22 protein-coding genes are annotated in these 21,753 nt (G+C 73.3%); 10 read left to right on the top strand and 12 right to left on the bottom strand.

Annotated features, from left to right (window positions below):
• Positions 1 to 124: 124 nt before the first annotated feature.
• From E4U91_RS01365 to E4U91_RS01345, 5 genes are read right to left on the bottom strand one after another with little or no spacing between them, the layout of a single operon-like run.
• Positions 125 to 832: an ABC transporter ATP-binding protein gene (locus E4U91_RS01365; protein WP_137304811.1), complete on the bottom strand. Its 708-nt coding sequence runs from the start codon at positions 830 to 832 to the stop codon at positions 125 to 127.
• Complete coding sequence (locus E4U91_RS01360) at positions 825 to 1,736, bottom strand: ABC transporter ATP-binding protein (protein WP_404767429.1); 912 nt, start codon at positions 1,734 to 1,736, stop codon at positions 825 to 827. Before E4U91_RS01360 ends, E4U91_RS01365 begins: the two co-directional genes overlap by 8 nt.
• 50 nt (positions 1,737 to 1,786) lie before the next feature.
• A complete protein-coding gene (locus tag E4U91_RS01355) occupies positions 1,787 to 2,674 on the bottom strand; it encodes an ABC transporter permease (RefSeq protein WP_137304809.1) in 888 nt (295 codons plus the stop codon).
• Complete coding sequence (locus tag E4U91_RS01350) at positions 2,664 to 3,632, bottom strand: ABC transporter permease (protein WP_137304808.1); 969 nt, start codon at positions 3,630 to 3,632, stop codon at positions 2,664 to 2,666. Before E4U91_RS01350 ends, E4U91_RS01355 begins: the two co-directional genes overlap by 11 nt.
• 23 nt (positions 3,633 to 3,655) lie before the next feature.
• Complete coding sequence (locus E4U91_RS01345; protein ID WP_137304807.1) at positions 3,656 to 5,242, bottom strand: ABC transporter substrate-binding protein; 1,587 nt, start codon at positions 5,240 to 5,242, stop codon at positions 3,656 to 3,658.
• Between the two features lie 184 nt (positions 5,243 to 5,426).
• Between E4U91_RS01345 and E4U91_RS01340 the strand changes: the two genes are divergently transcribed.
• The 3 genes from E4U91_RS01340 to E4U91_RS01330 all read left to right on the top strand — a co-directional run bounded on the left by E4U91_RS01340 (position 5,427) and on the right by E4U91_RS01330 (position 9,376).
• The gene (locus tag E4U91_RS01340) at positions 5,427 to 6,092 is read left to right on the top strand and encodes an HAD family hydrolase (protein WP_137304806.1); all 666 of its coding nucleotides are present in this window, start codon (positions 5,427 to 5,429) and stop codon (positions 6,090 to 6,092) included.
• A 90-nt stretch (positions 6,093 to 6,182) separates the two neighbouring features.
• Entirely contained in the window at positions 6,183 to 8,420 is a 2,238-nt protein-coding gene (gene tkt / locus E4U91_RS01335; RefSeq protein WP_137304805.1) for a transketolase, read from the top strand.
• Between the two features lie 161 nt (positions 8,421 to 8,581).
• Positions 8,582 to 9,376 (top strand): SDR family NAD(P)-dependent oxidoreductase, encoded by a 795-nt coding sequence (locus tag E4U91_RS01330; RefSeq protein WP_137304804.1) that lies wholly within the window; start codon positions 8,582 to 8,584, stop codon positions 9,374 to 9,376.
• A gap of 93 nt (positions 9,377 to 9,469) precedes the next feature.
• On the opposite strand, the gene E4U91_RS01325 is transcribed toward E4U91_RS01330, so the two are convergent.
• A complete protein-coding gene (locus E4U91_RS01325) occupies positions 9,470 to 10,087 on the bottom strand; it encodes a TetR/AcrR family transcriptional regulator (RefSeq protein WP_137304803.1) in 618 nt (205 codons plus the stop codon).
• 113 nt (positions 10,088 to 10,200) lie between these two features.
• On the opposite strand from E4U91_RS01325, the gene E4U91_RS01320 reads away from it, so the two are divergent.
• The gene (locus E4U91_RS01320) at positions 10,201 to 11,244 is read left to right on the top strand and encodes an aldo/keto reductase (protein ID WP_137304802.1); all 1,044 of its coding nucleotides are present in this window, start codon (positions 10,201 to 10,203) and stop codon (positions 11,242 to 11,244) included.
• A gap of 18 nt (positions 11,245 to 11,262) precedes the next feature.
• Here the strand turns inward: E4U91_RS01320 and E4U91_RS01315 are convergent, their stop codons facing one another.
• The 3 genes from E4U91_RS01315 to E4U91_RS01305 all read right to left on the bottom strand — a co-directional run bounded on the left by E4U91_RS01315 (position 11,263) and on the right by E4U91_RS01305 (position 12,932).
• Positions 11,263 to 11,472, bottom strand: a complete 210-nt coding sequence (locus E4U91_RS01315) for a hypothetical protein (protein WP_137304801.1) — start codon at positions 11,470 to 11,472, stop codon at positions 11,263 to 11,265.
• A gap of 70 nt (positions 11,473 to 11,542) precedes the next feature.
• Positions 11,543 to 11,872 carry a nuclear transport factor 2 family protein gene (locus E4U91_RS01310; RefSeq protein ID WP_137304800.1) on the bottom strand — a complete coding sequence of 110 codons (330 nt, stop codon included), beginning with the start codon at positions 11,870 to 11,872 and terminating at the stop codon, positions 11,543 to 11,545.
• A 49-nt stretch (positions 11,873 to 11,921) separates the two neighbouring features.
• Positions 11,922 to 12,932: an alcohol dehydrogenase catalytic domain-containing protein gene (locus E4U91_RS01305; protein ID WP_137304799.1), complete on the bottom strand. Its 1,011-nt coding sequence runs from the start codon at positions 12,930 to 12,932 to the stop codon at positions 11,922 to 11,924.
• Between the two features lie 300 nt (positions 12,933 to 13,232).
• On the opposite strand from E4U91_RS01305, the gene E4U91_RS01300 reads away from it, so the two are divergent.
• The 4 genes from E4U91_RS01300 (at position 13,233) to E4U91_RS01285 (ending at position 16,405) form a co-directional block, all read left to right on the top strand.
• Positions 13,233 to 14,066, top strand: a complete 834-nt coding sequence (locus tag E4U91_RS01300) for a DUF4397 domain-containing protein (protein WP_137304798.1) — start codon at positions 13,233 to 13,235, stop codon at positions 14,064 to 14,066.
• 197 nt (positions 14,067 to 14,263) lie between these two features.
• A complete protein-coding gene (locus tag E4U91_RS38825; protein ID WP_241678463.1) occupies positions 14,264 to 15,034 on the top strand; it encodes a class F sortase in 771 nt (256 codons plus the stop codon).
• A gap of 47 nt (positions 15,035 to 15,081) precedes the next feature.
• Positions 15,082 to 15,642 carry a sigma-70 family RNA polymerase sigma factor gene (locus E4U91_RS01290; RefSeq protein ID WP_241678462.1) on the top strand — a complete coding sequence of 187 codons (561 nt, stop codon included), beginning with the start codon at positions 15,082 to 15,084 and terminating at the stop codon, positions 15,640 to 15,642.
• The gene (locus E4U91_RS01285) at positions 15,629 to 16,405 is read left to right on the top strand and encodes an anti-sigma factor (RefSeq protein WP_137304796.1); all 777 of its coding nucleotides are present in this window, start codon (positions 15,629 to 15,631) and stop codon (positions 16,403 to 16,405) included. The genes E4U91_RS01290 and E4U91_RS01285 overlap by 14 nt, the downstream gene beginning before the upstream one ends.
• Before the next feature lie 70 nt (positions 16,406 to 16,475).
• Here the strand turns inward: E4U91_RS01285 and E4U91_RS01280 are convergent, their stop codons facing one another.
• Positions 16,476 to 17,813, bottom strand: coding sequence for a glycosyltransferase (locus E4U91_RS01280; RefSeq protein WP_137304795.1), 1,338 nt, complete (start codon positions 17,811 to 17,813; stop codon positions 16,476 to 16,478).
• 172 nt (positions 17,814 to 17,985) lie between these two features.
• Here E4U91_RS01280 and E4U91_RS01275 point away from each other — a divergent pair, with 172 nt between their 5' ends.
• Entirely contained in the window at positions 17,986 to 19,107 is a 1,122-nt protein-coding gene (locus tag E4U91_RS01275; RefSeq protein ID WP_137304794.1) for a ferrochelatase, read from the top strand.
• Positions 19,108 to 19,206: 99 nt separating this feature from the next.
• On the opposite strand, the gene E4U91_RS01270 is transcribed toward E4U91_RS01275, so the two are convergent.
• Positions 19,207 to 20,247 (bottom strand): MerR family transcriptional regulator, encoded by a 1,041-nt coding sequence (locus E4U91_RS01270; protein WP_137304793.1) that lies wholly within the window; start codon positions 20,245 to 20,247, stop codon positions 19,207 to 19,209.
• 206 nt (positions 20,248 to 20,453) lie between these two features.
• On the bottom strand, positions 20,454 to 21,044 hold the full coding sequence (locus tag E4U91_RS01265) for an RNA polymerase sigma factor (protein WP_137304792.1): 591 nt from the start codon (positions 21,042 to 21,044) through the stop codon (positions 20,454 to 20,456).
• A gap of 274 nt (positions 21,045 to 21,318) precedes the next feature.
• On the opposite strand from E4U91_RS01265, the gene E4U91_RS01260 reads away from it, so the two are divergent.
• Complete coding sequence (locus E4U91_RS01260) at positions 21,319 to 21,678, top strand: MarR family transcriptional regulator (protein WP_137304791.1); 360 nt, start codon at positions 21,319 to 21,321, stop codon at positions 21,676 to 21,678.
• The last annotated feature ends 75 nt before the right edge of the window (positions 21,679 to 21,753 follow it).

Below are 21,753 nucleotides of genomic sequence, written 5' to 3'. Positions count from 1 at the left end.
GGGCCAGAAGCCCGTCAATGTCGTGACCAAGGTCGGCATCCCACCAGTGAACTCCTCAACGCAACAGCAGACAAGAGAATGCATGTTCGGCGCCGGGGCCGCTCCGTGGATGGTTCGGGTGCCGTCACGCGCGTGACCTGCTCGGCGGTGCTGTGTCCCCCGCCCGACGGTTCGGTGTCGAGGTGAGGTCGGTCCAGTGGAGGGTGCGGTCGCACCAGCGGTGCAGGAGTACCTGGTCGTGACCGACGGCGAGCAGTCCGGCGCCCGTGTCGGCGCGGTAGGCCTCGACGGCTGCCACCAGGGCGGCGGTGGTGGAGGCGTCCAGCATGGCGGTCATCTCGTCGCAGACGAGCCAGCGGGGGCGCAGGACGAGGGCCCGGGCGAGGCAGGCGCGTTGGAGCTGGCCGTCACTGACCTCGTGGGGTCGGCGGTCCAGGAGGTCGGGTGTCAGGCCGACGGCCGGGGTCAGTTCGACCAGGCGCTGGGGGATCTCGTCTCGGCGGTTCGTGGCGCGCAGGGGCTCGGCGATCAGGTCGGTGAGCCGCAGCCGCGGGTCGGCGGAGAGGCGGGGCTGCTGGAACACCACGCCGACGGCGGTGCGCTGGGTGCGTGGGGCGCGGTGGCGCCAGCCGCGTACGGGTGTGCCGTCGAGCGTCACGGTGCCGGCGTCGGGGCGGTGCAGCAGGGCGGCGACCCGGGCGAGGGTGGACTTGCCGCAGCCGCTGGGTCCCAGGAGCCCGACGCTCTCGCCGGGCGCGAGGGCCAGGCGGGCGTCGCGCACGACGGGGGCGGCCGGGTCGTATCCGGCGGTGATGTCGTGCAGTTCAAGCACGGTGGTCCTCCGGGGAGTGCGGGTGGTGGCAGGCGGTGCCGTCGACGGGCTGGGGGAGGGCGGTGCAGGCGTCGGTGGCCCGGTCGCAGCGGGGGGCGAAGGCGCAGCCCCGAGGGAGGTTGCCGAGTTCTGGCGGCATGCCGGGTATCGCGGTGAAGGCGCGGTCGGGGAGGGCCCGCAGGAGACCCCGGCTGTAGGGGTGGCGGGGGCCCGGCGTGCCGAAGAAGGCCTGCGCGTCGGTGAGTTCGACGATCCGGCCCGCGTACATCACGGCCACGCGGTCGGCGATGCGCCGGGCGGCGGCGAGGTCGTGCGTGATCACGAGCAGGCTCCGACGGCCGGTGTCGACGTGGCGGCGCAGCTCGTCCACGGTGTGGCCGACCAGGTCGCGGTCGAGGCCGGTCGTGGGTTCGTCGGCCAGGAGCAGGGGCGCGTCGCCGACGAGGGCGAGGGCGGTGGCTGCGCGCTGGGCGAGGCCGCCGGAGAGTTCGTGCGGGTGGCGGTCGAGGTGGCCGGCGGGGAAGGCGGCGCGCTCCGCGGCTGCTTCGGCCGCCGCACGCAGGGCTGCCCGTCCTCGCGTGTCCGTCAGGGCGGCCACGGTTTCCTGCAGGTGGGAGCGGACCGTGCGCACGGGCGTGAGGTGCGCGGCGGGACTCTGCGGGATGAGGCCGACCAGGCGGCCCCGCACCGTCCGGGCCAGTGTCCGTTCGTCGGCGGCGAGCAGGTCCAGGTCGCCGAGCCGCGCCTCGCCCGCCGTCCGGGCGTTGGCGGGCAGCAGGCCGAGCAGGGCGGAGGCGAGGACCGACTTGCCGCAGCCGCTCTCACCGATCAGGGCGAGGCACTCGCCGGCCGCCACGTCGAAGTGCGCGTCGGTGACGGCGGCGATCCGCCGCCCGCCCGGCATCAGGAAGCGCACGGACAGTCCGCGTACCGACAGGACCGTTGACTGGTCGCTCACAGCATCAGCTCCGATCGGCGGCGCGGGTTGATCCGTTCCCGCCAGGCGCCGGCGAGGCCGGCGACGGCGAGCGTGGGGACGATGATGAACAGGCCCGGGAAGAGGGTCGGCCACCACTGCCCGGCGAGCAGCGATCCCCGCGCGGCCTGGATGAGATTGCCGAGACTGGCCAGGTGGGTGGGCAGGCCGAGCCCCAGGAAGGACAGCGCCGATTCGTGCCACATGGCGTGCGGCACCATCAGGACGGCGGCCAGTGCGGCCTGCGGCACGACGGCGGGCAGCAGGTGCCGTACCGTCACCCGCCACCGGGACGCGCCACCGGAGACGGCGGCGTCGATGTACGGGCGGGCGCGCAGGGACAGCACCTCGGCGCGCACGATCCGGGCGGTGGACAGCCAGTGGGTCAGCGCGACGGAGACGATCACCGGCCCCACCCCGGGCCGGAACATGGCCACGATGAAGATGCCCAGCAGCAGGTGCGGCACGGAGGAGAACGTGTCGACGACCCGCATGAGACCGCGGTCGGCCCAGCCGCCCAGCGCTCCGGCGGTCGCGCCGACGGCGGTGCCGATCAAGGTGGCCGTGAGGGCCGCCGCGACCCCGACCAGCAGGGAGACGCGCAGGCCGTAGACACAGCGCAGGAGGAGGTCGCGGCCGAGGTCGTCGGTGCCGAAGGGGTGGGACCAGCTCGGCGGCAGCAGTCTGGAGGACAGGTCGACGGCCTGCTGGTCGAGCCGCACCAGGGGCGGGACGAGGAGCACGGCCAGCACGGTCGCGGCCACCAGGACGACGCAGACGCGTACGCGTACCGCCCGGGTGGAGCGGCGCTCGGTGCCGTGGGACCGCCAGGCGGGTTCGGCCGTGGTCACGGGTTCACATGTCATCGAGATCCACCCTCGGGTCGAACAGGCCGTAGAGGAGGTCGGCGAGGAGGTTGCCGGCGAGCACCGCGGCGGTGGCGAGCGTGGTGAGGGCGGCGAGCAGCGGGAAGTCGACGGCGGTGGCCGCCTGCACGGTGGCCGCCGCGATACCGGGCCAGCTGAAGACGCTCTCCACCAGCAGTGCTCCGGTGATGAGTTCAGGCACCCGGGAGCCGACCAGGGTGAGGACCGGCAGCAAGCCGGAGCGCAAGGCGTGGTCGAGCAGCACCGTCCGCTCGCTCACCCCCCGAGCGCGGGCTCCGCGCACGGGGTCCTCGGCGAGGGCGTCGGCGACACCCTGACGGACGTACAGGGTGAACCACGGCAGCTGGGAGACGGCGAGGACTGCGGCCGGCAGCACGAGGTGACGGGTCACTTGAGCGGCCGTGACCTGCTCGCTCGCGGTGTCGGTGAGTCCGCCGGCCGGGAGCACCCCCAGCCGCAGTGCGAACAGCCAGACGGCCAGCAGGGCCAGCCAGAAGACCGGCGCCGCCTCCAGCGAGTACGCCAGCGACGTCACGGCCCGGTCGAGCAGCGATCCCGGGCGCCGGGCCGCCAGCACGCCCAGGACGGTGCCCGCCAGCACGGCCACCGCGAACGCGACCGCGCACAACAGGGTGGACCAGGTGAGGCGTTCGCCGATGACCTGGGCGACCGGCTGCCGCATCACGCCGGACTGCCCGAAGTCGCCGGTGACGGCCGCGGTCAGCCAGTGCCACCAGCGGGAGGTGAACGGCTGGTCCACGCCCAGGTTCTCCCGCAGCCGCGCCAGTGTCTCCGCGTCCGCGCCGAGGGCGGCCGTGCCGGCGTACGCCTTGACGGGGTCGAAGGGGGAGGCGGCGGCGATCGCGAAGACGCCGAAGGTGACGACGAGCAGGATCGGGGCGGCGAACAGCAGCCGTCGCCCCGCCAGTCGGGCCATCGCCGCCAAGGGAAGGGAGTTCGTCACTTCTTCGGCCACCACGCTTGGAGGTTCCACCACGGACCGGAGGAGAAGCCGTGTTCGTGTGGTTCGACCTGGGTGGTCAGGGCCTGCCAGCGGTCGGCGAGGACGTACACGTGGTCGATGTGGGTGAGGAAGGTGTAGCCGGGGTTCTCGACCAGTTCGCGCTGGAGGCCGTCGTAGGCGGCCCGGCGGGTCGTCTCGTCGGAGGTGCGGCGGCCGGTGTCGAGGGCCTTGTCCACGACCGGGTCGTCGTAGCGCGCCATGTTGTTGAAGCCGTCACCGGCGAGGGAGGAGTGCAGCAGGGTGTAGAGACCGTAGTCGGGGTCGCCGCTGCTGCCGAAGCCGGCCAGGACCGCGTCCGTCTTCATCCGCGGCTCGATGACCTCCCAGGTGGCGCTCTCCACCTTCACCTCGATCCCGGCTTTCTTGGCGTCGGAGGCGTACGCGAGGGCGTGGTCCTGGCGGACCTTGTCGCCGGAGGGGTACAGCAGGGTGAACGACGCCCGCCGCCCGTCCCTGGCGCGGATGCCCCCCTCGCTGCTCCTCCAGCCGGCCTGGTCCAGGATGCGCCTCGCCTCGGCGAGGTCTTGCTCGCGCTGGATGCCCTGGGCGAACCACGGGTCGTCGAGGGGCAGCGGCCCGTACGCCGGACGCCCGGCACCGTCGAGGATCTCGTCGACCATGGCCCGCCGGTCCACGGCCGCGTCCAGGGCCTGGCGGACGGCGCGGTCACCGGTGACCTCGTTCGCCTGGGGGAGGGTGACCGCGCGGAAGTCGTACGTCGTCGCGTCGTACGTCTTCTTCGCCCCGTCGTCCTTGAAGGTGGCGGCGAGGTTGGGCGGCAGGACCGCCCCGTCGAGGTCGCCGGAGCGCAGCCGGGTGGCCCGCACGTCGTCGTCCTTGACGATCGCCATGGTCACCTTGCCGACCTTCGGCGCACCGCCCCAGTAGCCGGGGTTGGCCTTGAAGGTCAGCTTCTCGCCCTTGCTCCAGGAGGCGAGCAGATAGGGGCCGGTGCCGATCGGCTCGGTGTTGAAGGAGCCGGTGTTGGGGTCCTGCCCGCCCGCCACGTGGGCGGGGACGATGGGCAGCACCGTTCGCCCGGCGAAGGGCGCGTACGGGTACTTGAGGGTGAAGACCACCTTGTCGCTGCCGTCCGCCCGCACGTCCTCGATGGCGTCCAGTTCGCTGCGGTAGGTGTTGTTGGTCTTCGCGTCGAGGATCGTGTCGTACGTGAAGACGACGTCGGCGGGGGTCAGCGGCTCGCCGTCGCTGAACTTCACGCCCTCGCGCAGGGTGTAGGTGTAGGTCAGGCCGTCGGCGGCGACCTCGGGCAGGGCCTTCGCCAGGGCCGGTTGCAGCTTCAGGCCGGCGTCGCGGGCGAGCAGGCCGTCGAAGATCTTCGAGTTGCCGTCCTTGCCGTAGCCGAGCAGCGGGCTGAGCGTGTCCGGCTCGGAGGCCACCCCGATCACGACGGAATCGGCGCCGTTGCCGCCGTCCGTGCCGCTGCCGGGGGCCGAGCACGCTGTGGCACCCGTGAGGAGCGCCGCCGTGGCAGCGGCTGTCCGTATCCGTGGAACCGTCATGAACTCCCACCCTTATTGATGATCATAAGCTGTTGCATAATATGTGCAACAAGGGCTGTGCGGGTCGGTCGAATGACCGTTCGACGAGGAAGTTCGGGCCCGGGGAGCGGGAACCGGGCCGAGGTCCGCCTTGTCGGTCTCGCGGACTTCGTGTGGGTACCGGGCTGGCGGGTAGCCGGTGGGCGTGACCGACTCTGCTATCGCCGTCCTCGACATCGACGGGACGCTCATCGATTCCAATTACCATCACGCGCTCGCGTGGTACCGGGCCCTGCGCTCGGTGGGCGAGATCCATCCGGTGTGGCGGCTGCACCGTCTGATCGGAATGGGCGGGGACCAGGTGCTCACTGCCCTCGGCGGCGAGGAACTGGAGCGCCGGGTCGGCGACCGGGCCCGCGAGCGGCAGGGCAAGGAGGTCGACGCGCTCCTGGAGGAGATGGCGCCGTTGCCCGGCGCCCGCGACCTGCTCGTGGCCATAAAGGAGCGTGGCCACCGGCTGGTGCTGGCCAGCTCCGGTCAGCAGCGCCACGTGGACGCCTTCCTGGACATGCTGGACGCCCGCGACATCGTCGACGACTGGACCACCAGCGCCGACGTCGAAGCGTCCAAACCGGCGCCGGACCTGCTGCAGGTGGCGCTCAAGAAATTGGGCGCGTCGCCCGATGCGCCGAGTGTGATGGTCGGTGACTCGGTGTGGGACGTCGAGGCGGCGAAGAGAGCGGGAATGCCGGCGATCGTCGTCCGTTCCGGCGGCTTCGGGGACGACGAACTGCGCGAAGCCGGTGCCGTCGCCCTCTACGACACCCCCGGCGACCTCGCCAAGGCGCTCGACGACACCCCGCTCGCCTGACCCCGTCCGACCGGAGGCCGGATGGCGCGCGCCGGTTCGGCCAAGCAGCCCGAACGTCCACCCCCCACCCACGAGGGAGCACCGCGACCGATGACCGCCAATGAGAAAGACTCCGCCACGGGGACGGAGAGCACCCGTCCCGAGGCGCCCGCCGAGGCCGCGAGCGACGCGCCCACCGGCAGTCCCTTCCAGCCGCACCCCACCCTGCCCGAGGGAATGGGTGACCTCGACCGGCGCGCGATCGACACCGTGCGGGTGCTGGCCATGGACGCCGTGCAGAAGACCGGCAACGGCCACCCCGGTACCGCGATGAGCATGGCCCCCACGGCCTACCTGCTGTTCCAGAAGTGGCTGCGTCACGACCCGGGCGATCCGAACTGGATCGGCCGTGACCGCTTCGTGCTGTCGATGGGGCACTCGAGCCTCACCCTGTACATCCAGCTCTTCCTCTCCGGCTACGGCCTGGAGCTCTCCGATCTGGAGGCGCTGCGCACCTGGGGCTCCCTGACCCCGGGCCACCCCGAGGTCAACCACACACCGGGCGTGGAGACGACCACCGGCCCGCTGGGCCAGGGCGTCGGCAACGCCGTCGGCATGGCGATGGCGGCCCGCCGGGAGCGCGGCCTGCTGGACCCGGCCGCCCCCGAGGGCGACAGCGTGTTCGACCACACGATCTGGGCGTTCGCCTCCGACGGCGACCTCGAAGAAGGCGTCAGCGGCGAGGCGTCGTCACTGGCCGGCACCCAGGAACTGGGCAACCTGGTCCTGGTCTACGACGCCAACCGCATCTCGATCGAGGACGACACCGACATCGCGTTCACCGAGGACGTCGGCAAGCGGTACGAGGCCTACGGCTGGCACGTGCAGCACGTGGACGACGGCGAGGACCTGGCCGCGGTCGACCGCGCGCTGGCCGCCGCCCGCGACGAGACCGGCCGCCCGTCACTGATCGTGCTGCACACGATCATCGGCTGGCCCGCGCCGAACAAGCAGAACACCGGCGCGGCCCACGGGTCGGCGCTGGGCGAGGACGAGGTCCGGGCGACCAAGGAGATCCTCGGCTTCGACCCCGACAAGACGTTCGAGGTCGCCCCCGAGGTGCTCACCCACGCCCGCCGGGTCGCCGAGCGCGGCGCACAGGCGCATGCCACCTGGCAGCAGCGCTTCGACGCCTGGCAGGCCGGCAACCCCGACGGCGCCGCGCTGCTGGAGCGGATGTCCGAGCGCCGGCTGCCGCAGGGCTGGGCGGAGGCCCTGCCGACCTGGGACGCCGATCCGAAGGGCGTGGCGACCCGGAAGGCCTCCGGTGAGGTCCTCACCGCCCTGTACCCGGTCCTGCCGGAGCTGTGGGGTGGTTCGGCCGACCTCGCGGAGAGCAACAACACCGCGGTCAAGGGGGAGGCGTCGTTCCTGCCCGCGGACCGGCAGACCAAGATGTGGTCGGGCGGCCCCTATGGGCGCACGTTGCACTTCGGCGTCCGTGAGCACGGCATGGGCGCGATCATGAACGGCATCGCACTGCACGGCGGGACCCGCGTCTACGGGGGTACGTTCCTCACCTTCTCCGACTACATGCGCGGTGCGGTACGGCTGGCCGCGCTCATGCAGCTGCCGGTCACCTACGTGTGGACGCACGACTCCATCGGGCTGGGTGAGGACGGTCCCACCCACCAGCCGGTCGAGCACTACGCGGCGCTGCGGGCCATCCCCGGCCTGGACTTCGTCCGCCCGGCCGACGCCAACGAGACCGCGGTGGCCTGGCGGACCATCCTCGAGCACAACGACCGCCCTGCCGGTCTGGCGCTGTCACGGCAGAACCTGCCCGTCTTCGACCGCACCGAGTTCGCGTCGGCCGAGGGCGTCGCCAAGGGCGGCTACGTACTGGCCGAAGCCTCCGGCGGCACCCCCGAGGTCATCCTGATGGGCACCGGCTCCGAAGTGCAGATCGCCGTCGCCGCCCGCGAGGAACTGGAGGCCGACGGCATTCCGACCAGGGTCGTGTCGCTGCCCTGCTGGGAGTGGTTCGCCGCCCAGGACCGGGCCTACCGCGAGCAGGTGCTGCCGCCCACCGTGCGTGCCCGGGTGAGCGTCGAGGCGGGCGTCCCCATGGGCTGGCGGGACTTCGTCGGCGACGCAGGCCGGACCGTCGGCCTGGACCACTACGGCGCCAGCGCCGCCTACACCGTGCTGTACGAGCAGTTCGGCCTGACCGCCGACGCGGTCGTCGCCGCGGCCCGGGAAAGCCTGGCCGCCGTCAAGGCGGCACCGGTCGCCCCCACCGGCCCGGACGCCGCCGGCGTGCTGCACGCCCCCACCGGCGATCGCTGACCCGTCGGGTCGCCCCTCACCCGGACGGAGAACGCGGCGACCGCCTCGTTGACACATCAGGCCGCGGATCGTGGTGCCCGGCTCGGCAGCCAGTCGGCCGAGCCGGGCCCGCGCGCACGTGCTTCCGGTAGGGCGGCCCCGCACGGGGAACCTGTCTTGCCATGCACATCGATCTGACTGGACGCACTGCCCTCGTCACCGGTTCGACGCAGGGCATCGGTGCCGCCATCGCCGCCGGTCTCGCCCGCGCCGGCGCCCGGGTGGCGATCAACGGACGCAGTGAGGAGAGCGTGTCGGCCGCGGTCGCCACGCTGGCCCGGGAGGTGCCCGGTGCCGACCTGGTGCCGGCGGCCGCTGACGTGGCGGACGAGGAGGGCGCCGACCGGGTGGCCCGGTTGCTGCCGCGGGTCGACATCCTCGTGAACAACCTCGGCATCTTCGGCTCCGCCGACCCGCTGGAGATCACCGACGCCGAATGGCGGCGGTACTTCGACGTCAACGTCCTGGCCGCCGTACGGCTGACCCGGACCTACCTGCCCGGGATGACCGAGCGCGGCTGGGGGCGGATCCAGTACATCGCCAGCGACTCCGCCGTCGTCGTCCCCGCCGAGATGATCCACTACGGGATGTCCAAGACGGCGCTGCTCGCGGTGAGCCGCGGATTCGCCAAGAAGGCGGCGGGCACCGGCGTGACGGTGAACTCCGTCATCGCCGGGCCCACCCACACCGGCGGGGTCGAGGACTTCGTGTACGAACTCGTCGACCGGTCCTTGCCCTGGGACGAGGCCCAGCGGGCCTTCATGCGCGAGCACCGCCCGCAGTCCCTGCTGCAACGCCTGATCGAGCCGGAGGAGATCGCCCACATGGTGGTCTACCTCAGCTCCGAGCAGGCATCGGCCACCACCGGGGGAGCGCTGCGCGTCGACGGCGGGTACGTCGACGCGATCCTGCCCTGACCGTCACCCCCGCCCTCCCCGGGGCACCGGCAGGACGCCGTGCTTCCCGTACGCATCTCGTGCGGGAAGCCCACGCCCGCCAGGCGAGACGGCTCATGTCCGCCTCGCGTACACCCCCGCCCGTGCCGCGGCCGCCGCCGCCTCCGCGGATCGGTCCGCCGTTGCCTCGTCCAGGCGGTCGTCCGTGGTCAGGAAGCGGTAGTAGAGGGGCGCCGAGACGGCGCGGATCACCTCGTGGGGGTCCGTGTCCTCGGGCAACTCGCCCCGCGCAACAGCCTGTTGCACGCAAGGGGCCCACTCCTCGACCCGGGTCTCGTAGAAGCGGTGCAGGGCCTGGGCCGTCCTGGTGTCGCACGTGGCGGCCGCGATCACCGCCTTGAACAGCGCCCCTTGCCGCGGATCGGTCAAGGTCCGTTGCACCAGGCGGGCGTTGGCCTTCAGGTCGTCGAGCAGGGAACCGGTCTCCGTGCGCGGCAGCGACTGCTCCGCCATGTCCGTCAACAGGTCGGCCACCAGACCGGTCACCGAGCCCCAGCGGCGGTAGACCGTCGTCCTGCCCACCTCCGCGCGGCGCGCGACGTCCGCGAGGTCCAGGTGGGCGAAGCCGCCCTCCGCCATGGCGTCCCCCGCCGCCCGCAGCACCGCCGCCCGCACGCGTGCCGTACGCCCCCCGGGGCGGACCGTCCCCGGATCGGCACCCTCGTACTCCATAACGGGACTCCTGTTCCATTTGCTGACCCGCGCCTGCTATCGTAAGCCCCATCACTAATGGGACTGTGGACCCGTTAAGGCTTGGGTTTCGCAGGCAGGGGAAAGGCTGCGGCATGGAGTACAGGCGACTCGGCGCGTCCGGACTGATGGTCCCCGCGCTCAGTTTCGGCGCCGGCACCTTCGGCGGGCAGGGGCCGCTCTTCGGGGCGTGGGGCAGCAGCGACGCGCGGGAGGCGCGCCGCCTCGTGGACATCTGCATCGACGCCGGGATCACGATGTTCGACACGGCCGACGTCTACTCCGGCGGCGCGTCCGAGGAGGTGCTGGGACAGGCGGTCAAGGGCCGCAGGGACCGCGTGCTGCTCTCCACCAAGACCAGCCTGCCGACCGGCGACGGGCCGGGCGACGCCGGCTCCTCCCGCTCCCGGCTGATCGCCGCGTGCGACGCGGCCCTGCGGCGCCTGGACACCGACCACATCGACCTGTTCCAGCTCCACGCCTTCGACGCGGGCACACCCGTCGAGGAGGTGCTGTCCACGCTCGACGACCTGGTGCGGGCGGGGAAGGTCCGCTACCTCGGCATCTCCAACTTCTCCGGCTGGCAGGCGATGAAGTCGCTCGCCCTCGCGGAGAAGCACGGCCGCACGCGCTACGTCGCGCACCAGGTCTACTACTCCCTCGTCGGCCGGGACTACGAGTGGGAGTTGATGCCGCTCGGACTCGACCAGGGCCTCGGCGCCGTCGTCTGGAGCCCGCTGGGCTGGGGTCGGCTCACCGGGAAGATCCGCCGCGGCCGGCCCCTGCCCGCCCGGAGCCGACTGCACGAGACGGCGGACTTCGGCCCCCCGGTCGAGGACGAACTGCTCTACCGCGTCGTCGACGTGCTGGACGAGATCGCGGAGGAGACCGGCAGGGCGGTCCCGCAGATCGCCCTCAACTGGCTGCTGCAGCGGCCGACCGTCTCCTCCGTCATCATCGGCGCCCGCACCGAGGAACAACTCCGCCAGAACCTGGGCGCCGTCGGTTGGTCCCTCACCCCCGAGCAGACGGCGAGGCTCGACGCGGCCAGCAGCAGGACGGCCCCCTACCCCTACTTCCCGTACCAGCGCCAGGAGGGATTCGCACGGCTCAACCCGCCCGTCCTGGCCCGCGGTTGAGCGCCAGGGGCCGGCTGGTCAGCCGGTCGGCCGTCCGGCGGTGTCCGAGCGCTCGCGCCTGCGGCGCCGCAGTGGCGCGGTCGCCCACACCGTCAGGCCGATCAGCGAGACGAGCACGGTGCCGCCGACGACGACCGGGACGGCCGCCGCGAGCGCGAAGCCCAGGAGGAGCTCCGCCCAGGAGGGTTCCTCGCCCATCGTGCTGCCGCCCTGTGCCATGTAGGTCATGACGCGCACGGGGAGCGATCAGTTCCGGGTACGGCGGCCCGCCGCACCGCTCGCACCGGACCGCCGGGCGTCAGCCGATGCGCAGGTCCGCGATCCGGCCGTCGCGCAGGCGGAAGGTCATCGGGCCGGTGCCGTTGTAGCGGTGGCTGGTCACCTTGAGCGTGACGACGTACGTGTCCTCCTCGCCGCCCGCGGTCGCGTCGACCAGTTCGAAGTGCGCCTGGACGCCGATGTTGTCGGTGCCGTTCCAGTCCCGCACGCCGTCGTGGCCGTGGAACTCGCGCCCGTAGTCGTACAGATGGGCGTCGTCGGTGAACGCGTCGACGAAGGCGTCGTCGTCGGCACGGTTGGTGGCGTCGATGAAGGCCTTGACGGCGGCGGGGACTTCGGCTCCGGACACGGTGTCTCCCAGCGGGATGGCGGGTCGGGACGGGAACGGCGGACGGTGGTCAGGAGAAGGCGATGACCCGGCGGCCGTGGGCCGTGCCGGCGGCCATGGCGTCGAGGGCCGAGGGTGCCTCGTCGAGCGTGATCGGGGTGATGTCGGGCAGGATGCCGTGCGCGGCGGAGAAGGCGAGCGTGTCGCGCAGGTCGTGTGGTGATCCGGAAGGGCTGGCCGCGACGTGCAGGCGGTTGAGCACCATCGGCTGGGTCGGCAGCACGAGCGGCTCGCTGCCGTAGCCGCACAACAGCAGGGTGCCGTCGGGAGCGAGGCCGCCGAGGGTGGCCGTGGCCGCCTCGGTCGACGGCGCCGCGTTGAGGATCAGGTCGGCACCACCGCCCCAGGCCTTCAGGGCCTCGGCCGGATCGGACTCGGACGTGGCGACGAACAACTCGGCGCCCAGCGCCCCGGCCTGTTCCCTGCCGCGCGGCGAGCGGCCGACCACCGCGACCCGCGCGCCCATGGCGACGGCGTACCGGACGGCGAGGGCACCGATGCCGCCCGCGCCGATGACGGCGATCCGGGCTCCGGTCCGCGCCCCGCCCTGGCGCAGTCCGTTGAACGCGGTCAGCCCCGCGCACATCAGCGGAGCGGCGGCGACCGGGTCCAGGCCGGCCGGTAGCGGAGTGACGTAACCGGCCTTGAGCAGGACGTACTCGGCGTACCCGCCGTCGACCGAGACGCCGGTGATCCGCTTGCGCGGGCACAGGATCTGGTCGCCGCGCACGCAATAGTCGCAGTGCCCGTCGGAGTCGTACAGGAACTGCGCGCCCACGGCCGCGCCGGTCTCGGGGAAGGTGACCCCGTCGCCGACGGCGGTGACGACGCCGGTGATCTCATGCCCGGGAGTGACGGGGAACCGGGCGAAGGGGTAGTGGCCGAGCAGCAGGTTCAGGTCGGAGAAGCACACGCCGCACGCGGTGACGTCGACGAGGATCTCGCCCGGACCGGGTTCGGGCACGTCCCTGTCGCCGAGGGTGAGCGGGGTGTGCGCCGCGGTGGCTGTGGCTGCGCGCATGGTGGTCTCCGGAATGTGGAGCTCTGGTCCTACGGCGTCGGGCAACGCGACGGCTCGCGCCGAGGTCTGGACGGGGGCGCCATTTCAGCCTCGCACGGGTCACCGCGGCCCCGCATCCGGATCACGAGGGGCCCCGGGGCACTTCCCTTCAGCGGGACGGGACTTGCCGGACACCGCCCACCGCGCCCGCGACGCCCGGACGAGAAATCCCCGCCACAGGTGAAACCGCCCGCGCACAGGCGGCGGAATGCCTTCTCACAGATTCACGATCCGAGACACGCTCGATCGAAGGGAACCGCCATGACCGCACGAGCCGTGGGTGCCACCCTCGCCGCCGGTGTCGCCGTCGCCCTGTCCGCCACCGCCGCCGCCCCCGCTCTCGCCCAGCCGGGCGCCGCGGGCGAGCAGGCATCCGTCTCCGTGCTGCACGCCGTACCGGGCCTGACGGTCGACGTGTACGCGGGCGACGACGAGTTGATCCCCGACTTCAAGCCGGGCACCCTCACCGACCCGATGAAACTCGACGCCGGGTCCTACGACATCAAGATCTTCAAGGAGGGCGAAGGACCCGACGGGACGCCCGCCATCGAGAAGAAGGTCGACGTGCCCGCGGGCGCCGACGCCACCCTGGTCGCGCACCTGACGGCCGACGGCAAGCCCGCGCTGGACGCGTACGTCAACGACGTGTCGAAGGTGCCGGCCGGTAAGGCCCGGCTCACCGTGCGCCACGTCGCCGCGGCACCCGCCGTCGACGTCCGCGCCGACGGCACACCGCTGTTCAAGGGCCTCGTCAACCCCAAGGAGGCCAAGGGCGAGGTGGCGGCGGGCACGGTCAGCGCCGACGTCGTGCTCGCGGGCACCGACACCGTGGCGATCGGCCCCGCCGACCTGGACCTCGGCGAAGGCACGAACACCGTCGTCTACGCCTGGGGCAGCGCCGCGGACAAGAACCTGGCGCTGAAGACCCAGACCCTGACCGGCATGCACTCCGCGCCGGGCGGGGTGGACGCCGGCGAGAGCGGACAGGCCGCCGCGCACAACGAGCGCCTGCCGCTGGGCGCGCTGTCCCTGGGCGCCGTGTCCTTCCTGGCGGCCGCCGGTGTGCTGTACCGGCTGCGCACGACCTCGCGCTGACGCGTGGCCCCGGACGCGGGGCCCGGGACCCGGTCCGGTCCGCCGGTCCGCGCATCTCCCGCCGACGTGGTGTGCCGCGAGCGTCGGTGCGGCACACCACGCCGCGCTGCACCACGTTCCGACCCCCTACGTCGTCGCCGCACCACGTCCCGCCCCACCAGGCCCCACCAGGCCCCACCGTGAGGAGGAACCGCCGTATGAACTGGCTCCGGTCCCGGCGCGGGCTGCTGACCGTCCTCGTCGTCGCGCTCTGCGGCCTCGCCGTGTCCGCGGCGCTCGTGGTGCGTGCCGCCACCGGAACCGCACCGGGCGGCCCCGCCGACTTCGGCGCCGAGCCGGTCACGGGGGCGGCGTCCACGGGACCCGGCACCGGCCCGGTCACCGGGGCGCCGGACACGGCCACCGCCGCCGGGCCGGACGCGGCGTCCACGGCTCCGGGCGCCGCCGGCACGTCCACGGGAGCCGATACGGCCACCGGCACCGAGGCGTCCCGCTCCCCGGCCGCCCGCGCGTCGCTCGCCGCCCCCACCCGGCTGCTGCTGCCGCGCCTCGACCTGAGCGCGGCCGTGGACCCGGTCGGTGTGGCGGACGACGGCCGGGTCGCCGTGCCGCCCGACCCGCGCCGGGTGGGCTGGTACCGCTTCTCCCCGCGGCCCGGCGCGTCCGGCGGGTCCTCCGTGATCGTCGGGCACGTCGACTCCGACGACCGCGGCCTCGGCGTCCTCGTCGCGCTCGCCGAGGTGCGTGCGGGGGACCGGGTGACCGTCGAGCGGGCGGACGGCAGCCGGGTGGACTACCGGGTCGTGTCGCGCCGTACGGTCGCCAAGGAGGCGCTTGCGGCGTCCGGCGCCTTCCGCTCGGAGGGGCCCGCCGTCCTGACGCTGGTCACCTGCACGGGACCGTACCTGCCGGACCGCGGGGGCTACCGGAACAACCTCGTCGTGACGGCCGTGGAGGCGTCGAAGTGACCTCCGCATGGGGTGGCTCGCAGGTGCTGGCGGCTAGTGTGTCCCGCGTGACCTCCGTTCCCGACGAGCACCTCGGCCTCGGCTTCGCCGACGGCGACGAAGCGTGCCTGAACGAGGCCTACCGCCGCTGGGGCGCGCTGGTGTTCACGGTGGCGGCCCGTCGGCTGGGCGACACCGAGGAGGCCAAGGACGTCACCCAGCAGGTGTTCGTCGGCGCGTGGCGCGGCCGCACGGGGTACGACCCGCGGCGCGGGTCGCTGAAGACCTGGATCATGGGCATCACGCACAGGAAGGTGGCCGACGCCCTCACGCGCCGGTCACGGCAGGTGCGCGACGTGGAGGCCGTGGCCGTGGTGACCGTGCCCGACCACGGGCAGCGGCAGACCTCCCCGTCGGACTCCGTGGTGGACTGCGTCCTGGTGACCGACGAGCTGGAGCGGCTGTCGGAGGAGCAGCAGACGGTGCTCCGGCTGGCCTTCTACGAGGACCTCACCCAGACGCAGATCGCCGAACGGACCGGGCTGCCCCTGGGCACGGTGAAGACCCACACCCGGCGCGGGCTGATGCGCCTGAAGAAGAGGCTGGAGGTGGACGGTGAAGCACGCTGACGACGAGAGCCTAGCACTGATGGCGATGGGGGAGACCCCGTCCCCGGACGCCGCGGACCACCTGCGCCACTGCGCCCGCTGCACCAGGGAACTCGAAGCGCTCCGCCACGTGGTCGCCACGGCCCGCACGCCCCTGCCCCGGGAGGACGAGCTGCTGGCCCCGCCCGCCGACCTCTGGGACGCCATCGCAGGTGAGCTGGGGCTCGCCCCCGGCACAGGGACGCCCGCCGAGGAACCGTCGCCACAGCCCGCGGCGGACGCCCGCACGGGGGGCACGGACGGCACCGGTCCGCAGACGCCCCGGCGCTCCGTGCCAAGACCGCGCCGCCTCGCCCGCTTCTCCGTCGTGCTCGCCGCGTGCGCCGCACTGCTCGGCGCCGGCGCGGGCAGCGCGGTCACCTGGTGGGTCACCCACGACGACACGTCGAGCACGGCGGCCGACGACGGCAGGCGACTGGACTCCCTGCAGCCCCGCTCGGCCGGGTACGCCCGCCTCGGCGGCAGCAATGTCCGCCGCACCCTCGACATCACCGTGAAGGGACTGCCGAAGACCTCGGGATACTTCGAGGTCTGGCTGATGGACCGCTCCCACACCAAGCTCGTGTCCATGGGCGTCCTGGGCCCGGACGGCCACGCCGTCCTGCCGGTCCCGGACACCATCGACCTGAAGGAGTACTCCGTCGTCGACGTCTCGGTGCAGCCCTACAACGGCAAGCCGGACCACTCGGGCGAAAGCGTCGTACGCGGCCCCTACGCCGGCTGACCCGACCCGCACCGACCTGCACCGAGCCACTGCGAGGGCCCACCCGGTACGGCACCGGTCCCGTCGCAGGTCAGCGCCCTGCCGTCCGGTCACCCATGACCTCCAGCAGCCGCCGCGCCCCCCACCCGGGGCCCCGCCCGCTCACCTCGGACGCCCAGTGGGCGCTCCGGGAGAAGGCCGACTCGCCCAGGGCGTCCAGGGCCTTCGCCACATCCGCGGGCAACAGCCCGTTGGGGTCCAGGACCTGGCCGACCCCCATCCGCTCGGCGTCGCGCGCCACGGCGAACTGGTCGCTGGACATCGGCAGGACCAGCGCGGGCACCCCCGCCCGCAGGCACTCGGTGAACGAGTTGCCGCCACCGTGGTGCACCATCGCGTCGACGTACGGGAGCACCTCCTGCTGCGGGACCGTCGGTGCGATGACCACCCGTTCCCCGGCGAGGTCGGCGAGGGCCTCCGCACGGCTGCCCGCGGCCACGACCACGGCCGTGTCCCCGGCCGCGTCCAGCAGTCCGGACACCACCGTGCGCAGCACGTCGTCACGCGCCGACAGGAACGTACCGAACGCCACGAGCACCACCCGGTCGGCCCGGTCGCGGAACCGGTCGAGACGCCGGAGCCACGCGGCCCCCGGCGACTGCACGGGCCGCGTCATGTGCCCCGTGAACAGGTGCGCGGGGCCGCCCGGCGGCTCGGGCAGCCAGGGCAGCGACGGGTAGGAGTACAGGACCGCGTGCGGTGACGTGAGCCCGAACGCCCTTCCGGGCGAGGGCACTTCGGGTGCGGTGCGGCGGGCGAAGTCGGTGAACAGCGCGGAGAACAACCGGTCGTTCTCGCCGGCGACGGCCCGCAGCCGGGCCGCGTCGGCGGGATCGGGGCGCAGCGCCTCGGGCCAGTCGTAAGGGACGCCGAACAAGGCGTCGGGACCCGACAGCACATACGTCGGGTGGCCCGGGCAGAACGTGGCGTACGGCGCTCCCAGGCAGTGCAGGGCGAGGGTGACCGTGTAGCTGAGCTGGTCGACCACGTACCAGTCCGGGCGCAGCCGCTCGTCCACGGCGCGCAGGGCGGCGTGCACCCCCTCGGGGTCGGCCAGCATGTCCGCACGCCGGTGGCGCGCCTGCGTGACCAGGGTCTCGACGGCTCCGGCGCGGGTGGCGTCCACGAACTCGGCCAGCCGGGCCGCCTCCGCCGCCGCCTGGTCGGTGGTCTGGGCGACGCCGGTGTTCGCGTTCCAGGTCACGGTCAACGGCAGGAAGGCGACCCCCGCCCGGGCGGCCAGTTCCTCGAACGCCGGAGCACACGCGAAGTACACCTCGGCGCCCCGTCGGCGCAGGGCGGACGCGAGCACGGACAAGGGGACGGCGTGCGAGGCGAACGGCGGGCTGACGACGACGATGCGCGGCATACCGGGTCTTCCGCCGCAGGCGCCCTGCCGGATGCGGCGCCGACCCGGCCCGGGCCCGTGCGCACGCGAGGGACGGGAGCTCGTCGCCGTGCGGTGCATCCCGGGGCGGCACGGCGGCCGAAGGAAGGGACGACGCAAGACGACCCGCCCGCACCCGGAAAGGCCACACCCAGTGACACCGGCTCCTGAGCCCTACGACGCCCTGCTCCTGCTCTCGTTCGGTGGCCCGGAGGGCCCGGACGACGTGGTGCCGTTCCTGGAGAACGTCACGCGTGGGCGGGGCATCCCCAAGGAACGGCTGAAGGAGGTCGGACAGCACTACTTCCTGTTCGGCGGGGTCAGCCCGATCAACGACCAGAACCGTGCCCTGCTGGACGCGCTGCGCAAGGACTTCGCCGGACACGGCCTGGACCTGCCGGTGTACTGGGGCAACCGCAACTGGGCCCCGTACCTGACCGACACCCTGCGCGAGATGGCCGCCGACGGCCGCCGCCGCGTCCTGGTGCTGGCCACGAGCGCGTACGCCTCCTACTCGGGCTGCCGGCAGTACCGCGAGAACCTCGCCGACGCCCTCGCCGCCCTGGAGGCGGAGGGTCTGGCGGTGCCGAGGGTGGACAAGCTGCGCCACTACTTCAACCACCCGGGTTTCGTGGAGCCCATGGCCGACGGCGTCGTCGCCTCGCTGGCCGAGCTGCCCGAGGACGTGCGTGAGGGCGCGCACATCGCGTTCACGACGCACTCCATCCCGACCGCCTCCGCGGACACCTCCGGCCCGGCAGAGGAGCACGGCGACGGTGGTGCGTACGTGCGCCAGCACCTGGAGGTGGCCCGGCTGGTCGCCGACGCGGTGCGCGAGCGCACCGGCACGGAGCACCCCTGGCAGCTGGTCTACCAGTCGCGCTCCGGTGCCCCGCACATCCCGTGGCTGGAGCCGGACATCTGCGACCACCTCGAGGAGCGGCACGCGGCCGGCGTCCCGGCGGTCGTCATGGCGCCGATCGGTTTCGTCTCCGACCACATGGAGGTCCTGTACGACCTCGACACCGAGGCCACCGCCCGGGCGCGCGAGCTGGGCCTGCCGGTGCGCCGCTCGGCCACGGTCGGCGCCGATGCGCGTTTCGCCGCGGCGGTCCGGGACCTGGTCGTGGAGCGCGCGGCCGTCGAACGCGGCCAGGACGTCACCCCCTGCGCCCTGGGCGCCCTGGGGCCCAGCCACCAGGTCTGCCCCGTCGGCTGCTGCCCCGCCCGCGCCCCCCGGCCCGCCGCCGCGGGCGCCGACAGCCCCTACGCGTGAAGGAGGGCGCGGCGACCGGGTGCCGGCAGTCAGCAATGAGCGCCGTACCCACCGGTCACGGCGCTCACAGCGGCTACGGCGCTCACGGCCGGCGCTCGCTCACCGGGAGGTGCGCTCCCGCCGGAGCCCGGTGAGTGTGCGCACCGCGTCGTGCAGGCTCGTCACGTACGTCAGCCCGGGCGGCTCCGCCGCGTCCGTCACCTGGTGCCAGCCGGGGCCGCACAGGAGTACCGGGGTCTGCGTCCGCGCGCCCCGGACACCCCATCGCGCCCCGGCGACCCGGCGGGCGAGGGCCAGGTCCGCCGTGTCGCCGGTCTGGGCCCACAGGACCACCGCGAGGGACGCGACGCGCCGCACCGCAGTGATCAACGCGTCGGCCGGTACCGAGCCACCCAGCATCAGGACCGCCAGCCCCTCGTCGCCGAGGACCGCGGTGAGCACGTCGAGCGGGAGCGTGTGCTGTTCCCCGGGGAGACAGGACAGCAGGACGGGGGCCCCGGTCGCGGCGCGGCGGGGGCGTGCGGCGTCGAGGTAGTAGTGGCGCAGGGCGGCGGAGATGTGCCAGGACAGCAGGTGCTCCACCTCGACGTACTGTTCGCCCTGTTCACCCCGTTCTCCCGAGGACTGCCACTTGCGTCCGACCGCCTGGAGCGCGGGTGACATGACCTCCTCCCACGCCACCGCGGGCCCGTGGTGGGCGACGGCCCGCCGCAACAGCTCCCGCACCTCTTCCGCGTCGAGGCGTACGGCGGCACGGGCGAGTCCCCGGCACTCGGACCGGACGCGCCCGAGCGGCAGCCCGCTGCCGGCGCGCGGCGCGCTCCCCTCGGCCCGGTCCGACGGGACCGGGGGCCACTCGTCCGGTCCGTCCGGGCCGGCCGAGCCACGCGCGCGGAGCCGCGCGGTGCGTGCCGCCTCGGCCGGGGGTGTGCCCGAAGCAGTGAGCCGGCACATCTCCCGCGCCATGGCCACGTCGTCGGGTGACCAGCGCCGGTGGCGTCCGTCGGCCCGGGACGCCGGTCCGAAGCCGTAGCGGCGGTCCCACGACCGCAGGGTCGTCGGGGAGACACCGAGCAGACGGGCGAGCTGGCCGGTGGTCAGCCCCGCGACGGGCAGTTCGTCACGCTGGGGGGTCGCCATGCCCGCTCTTCCGGTGTGGGAGGACCCGCGGATGCGGGAGGACCGACGCCGTCCGGCAGAGGAGGGGCGTCCGCGTGCCGACAGACGGTCCCGACCGCTGCTTGCATCGTTACCGCAACGGTGGTCGCCCGAGGTGGGCATCATGGCGGATGCGCGGTCGGGCGAGTGCCGCCCGGACGACGGTGGACCGGCCACGAGCCGGCACCTCAGCGGTGGCTCAGGCAGTCGCCGAGACGTCGCAGCCCCCGGCGCGTGTGGCTCTTGACGGTGCCCAGGGGCCAGCCGGTGACCTGGGCGATCTGCGTCTGCGTGAGGTCCCTGAAGAAGGCCAGTTCGATCACCGTCCGCTGCTGCGCGCTCAGTTCGGCCAGTGACTGGCTGATCAGGACGCGGTCGAGCGCCGCCTGCGGGTCCGCGGCCCCCTGCCCTGCGCCGACGGTGAGCAGGGAGCCGGCGGTGGCGACCAGGGCGGCGCGGCGGCTGCGCGCCTCCAGGGCGTCGGCGATCTTGCGGCGGGTGATGCCCACCAGCCAGGCGGAGAGCGCACCACGCTCGGGGCGGAACCCGGCGCGACCCCGCCAGGCCGCGAGGAAGACCGTCTGCGTCACGTCCTCGGCCTCGTGCACGTCGCCCAGGGTGCGGCGGCACATGCCCTGCACCATGACGCCCCAATTCCGGTACGCCTCGGCGAGCGCGGACTCGTCACCGGCGGCGAACCGGGCGGCGAGGTCGGACGCGTCGGACCCGTCGTGGTGCACGGAGGACGTCGTCGGAGAACCCGTCTGTGTGGTTGTCATGATCGACCACTCCCGTTTCCGAGGCTGTGCGGGTCCCACGACCGTGGGACCGCTGTCCTCACGCACACCTGAGGACCGTGCGCCCAGCCTCCGTGCGGTCGTCGTTGAAAACAACTCGCAGCGATCGTGCATCGGATTTGCCGCTCGCGGGAGAACTCCGCATCCGGGCGCTGGGCCCGGGCGGAAGAGAAGGTGAGTTCCCCGTCTCGTGACCTCCTCTGACGGAGACGGGGAGCTCGCCCCCGCCGGTAGCTGACGAAGGGCAGGTCTCCCGGTGAACCCGACGGTCCGAGCACGGGCGTTCCTCACGGCGCACGCCCGGGTCCTGCTGGCCATCGCCCGGGACCCCGCCTGCCGTGTACGGGACATCGCCCTGGCGTGTCACATCACCGAACGGGCCACGTCGAACGTCGTCCGTGACCTGGAGACCGCCGGGTATCTCACCCGGCGGCGCGTGGGCCGGAACACCCGGTACACGATCGACGCGGACCGCGCCCTGCACCACCCGTCGGAGGCGCACCTGAGCGTGGGGCGGCTCCTGACCCTCGCGACCCCCGTGCCGCAGGCGGGAGAACGCGCGACGCCCGTGACAAGAGCGGAGGGAAGGGGCTCCGGGCCGACAGCACCATGGTGACCCAAAGGGGCCCGCCCCTGAGCCGGACCCCCGAGACGGTGGACCGGGCGCTCCCCGTTTCCGTGTCCCTGCATC

The sequence above is a fragment of the Streptomyces lasalocidi genome (assembly GCF_005280215.1).
Taxonomy (GTDB): Bacteria; Actinomycetota; Actinomycetes; order Streptomycetales; family Streptomycetaceae; genus Streptomyces; species Streptomyces longwoodensis.
The sequence above is the reverse complement of the archived record's forward strand: the minus strand, read 5'-3'. Positions and strand labels throughout refer to the sequence as shown.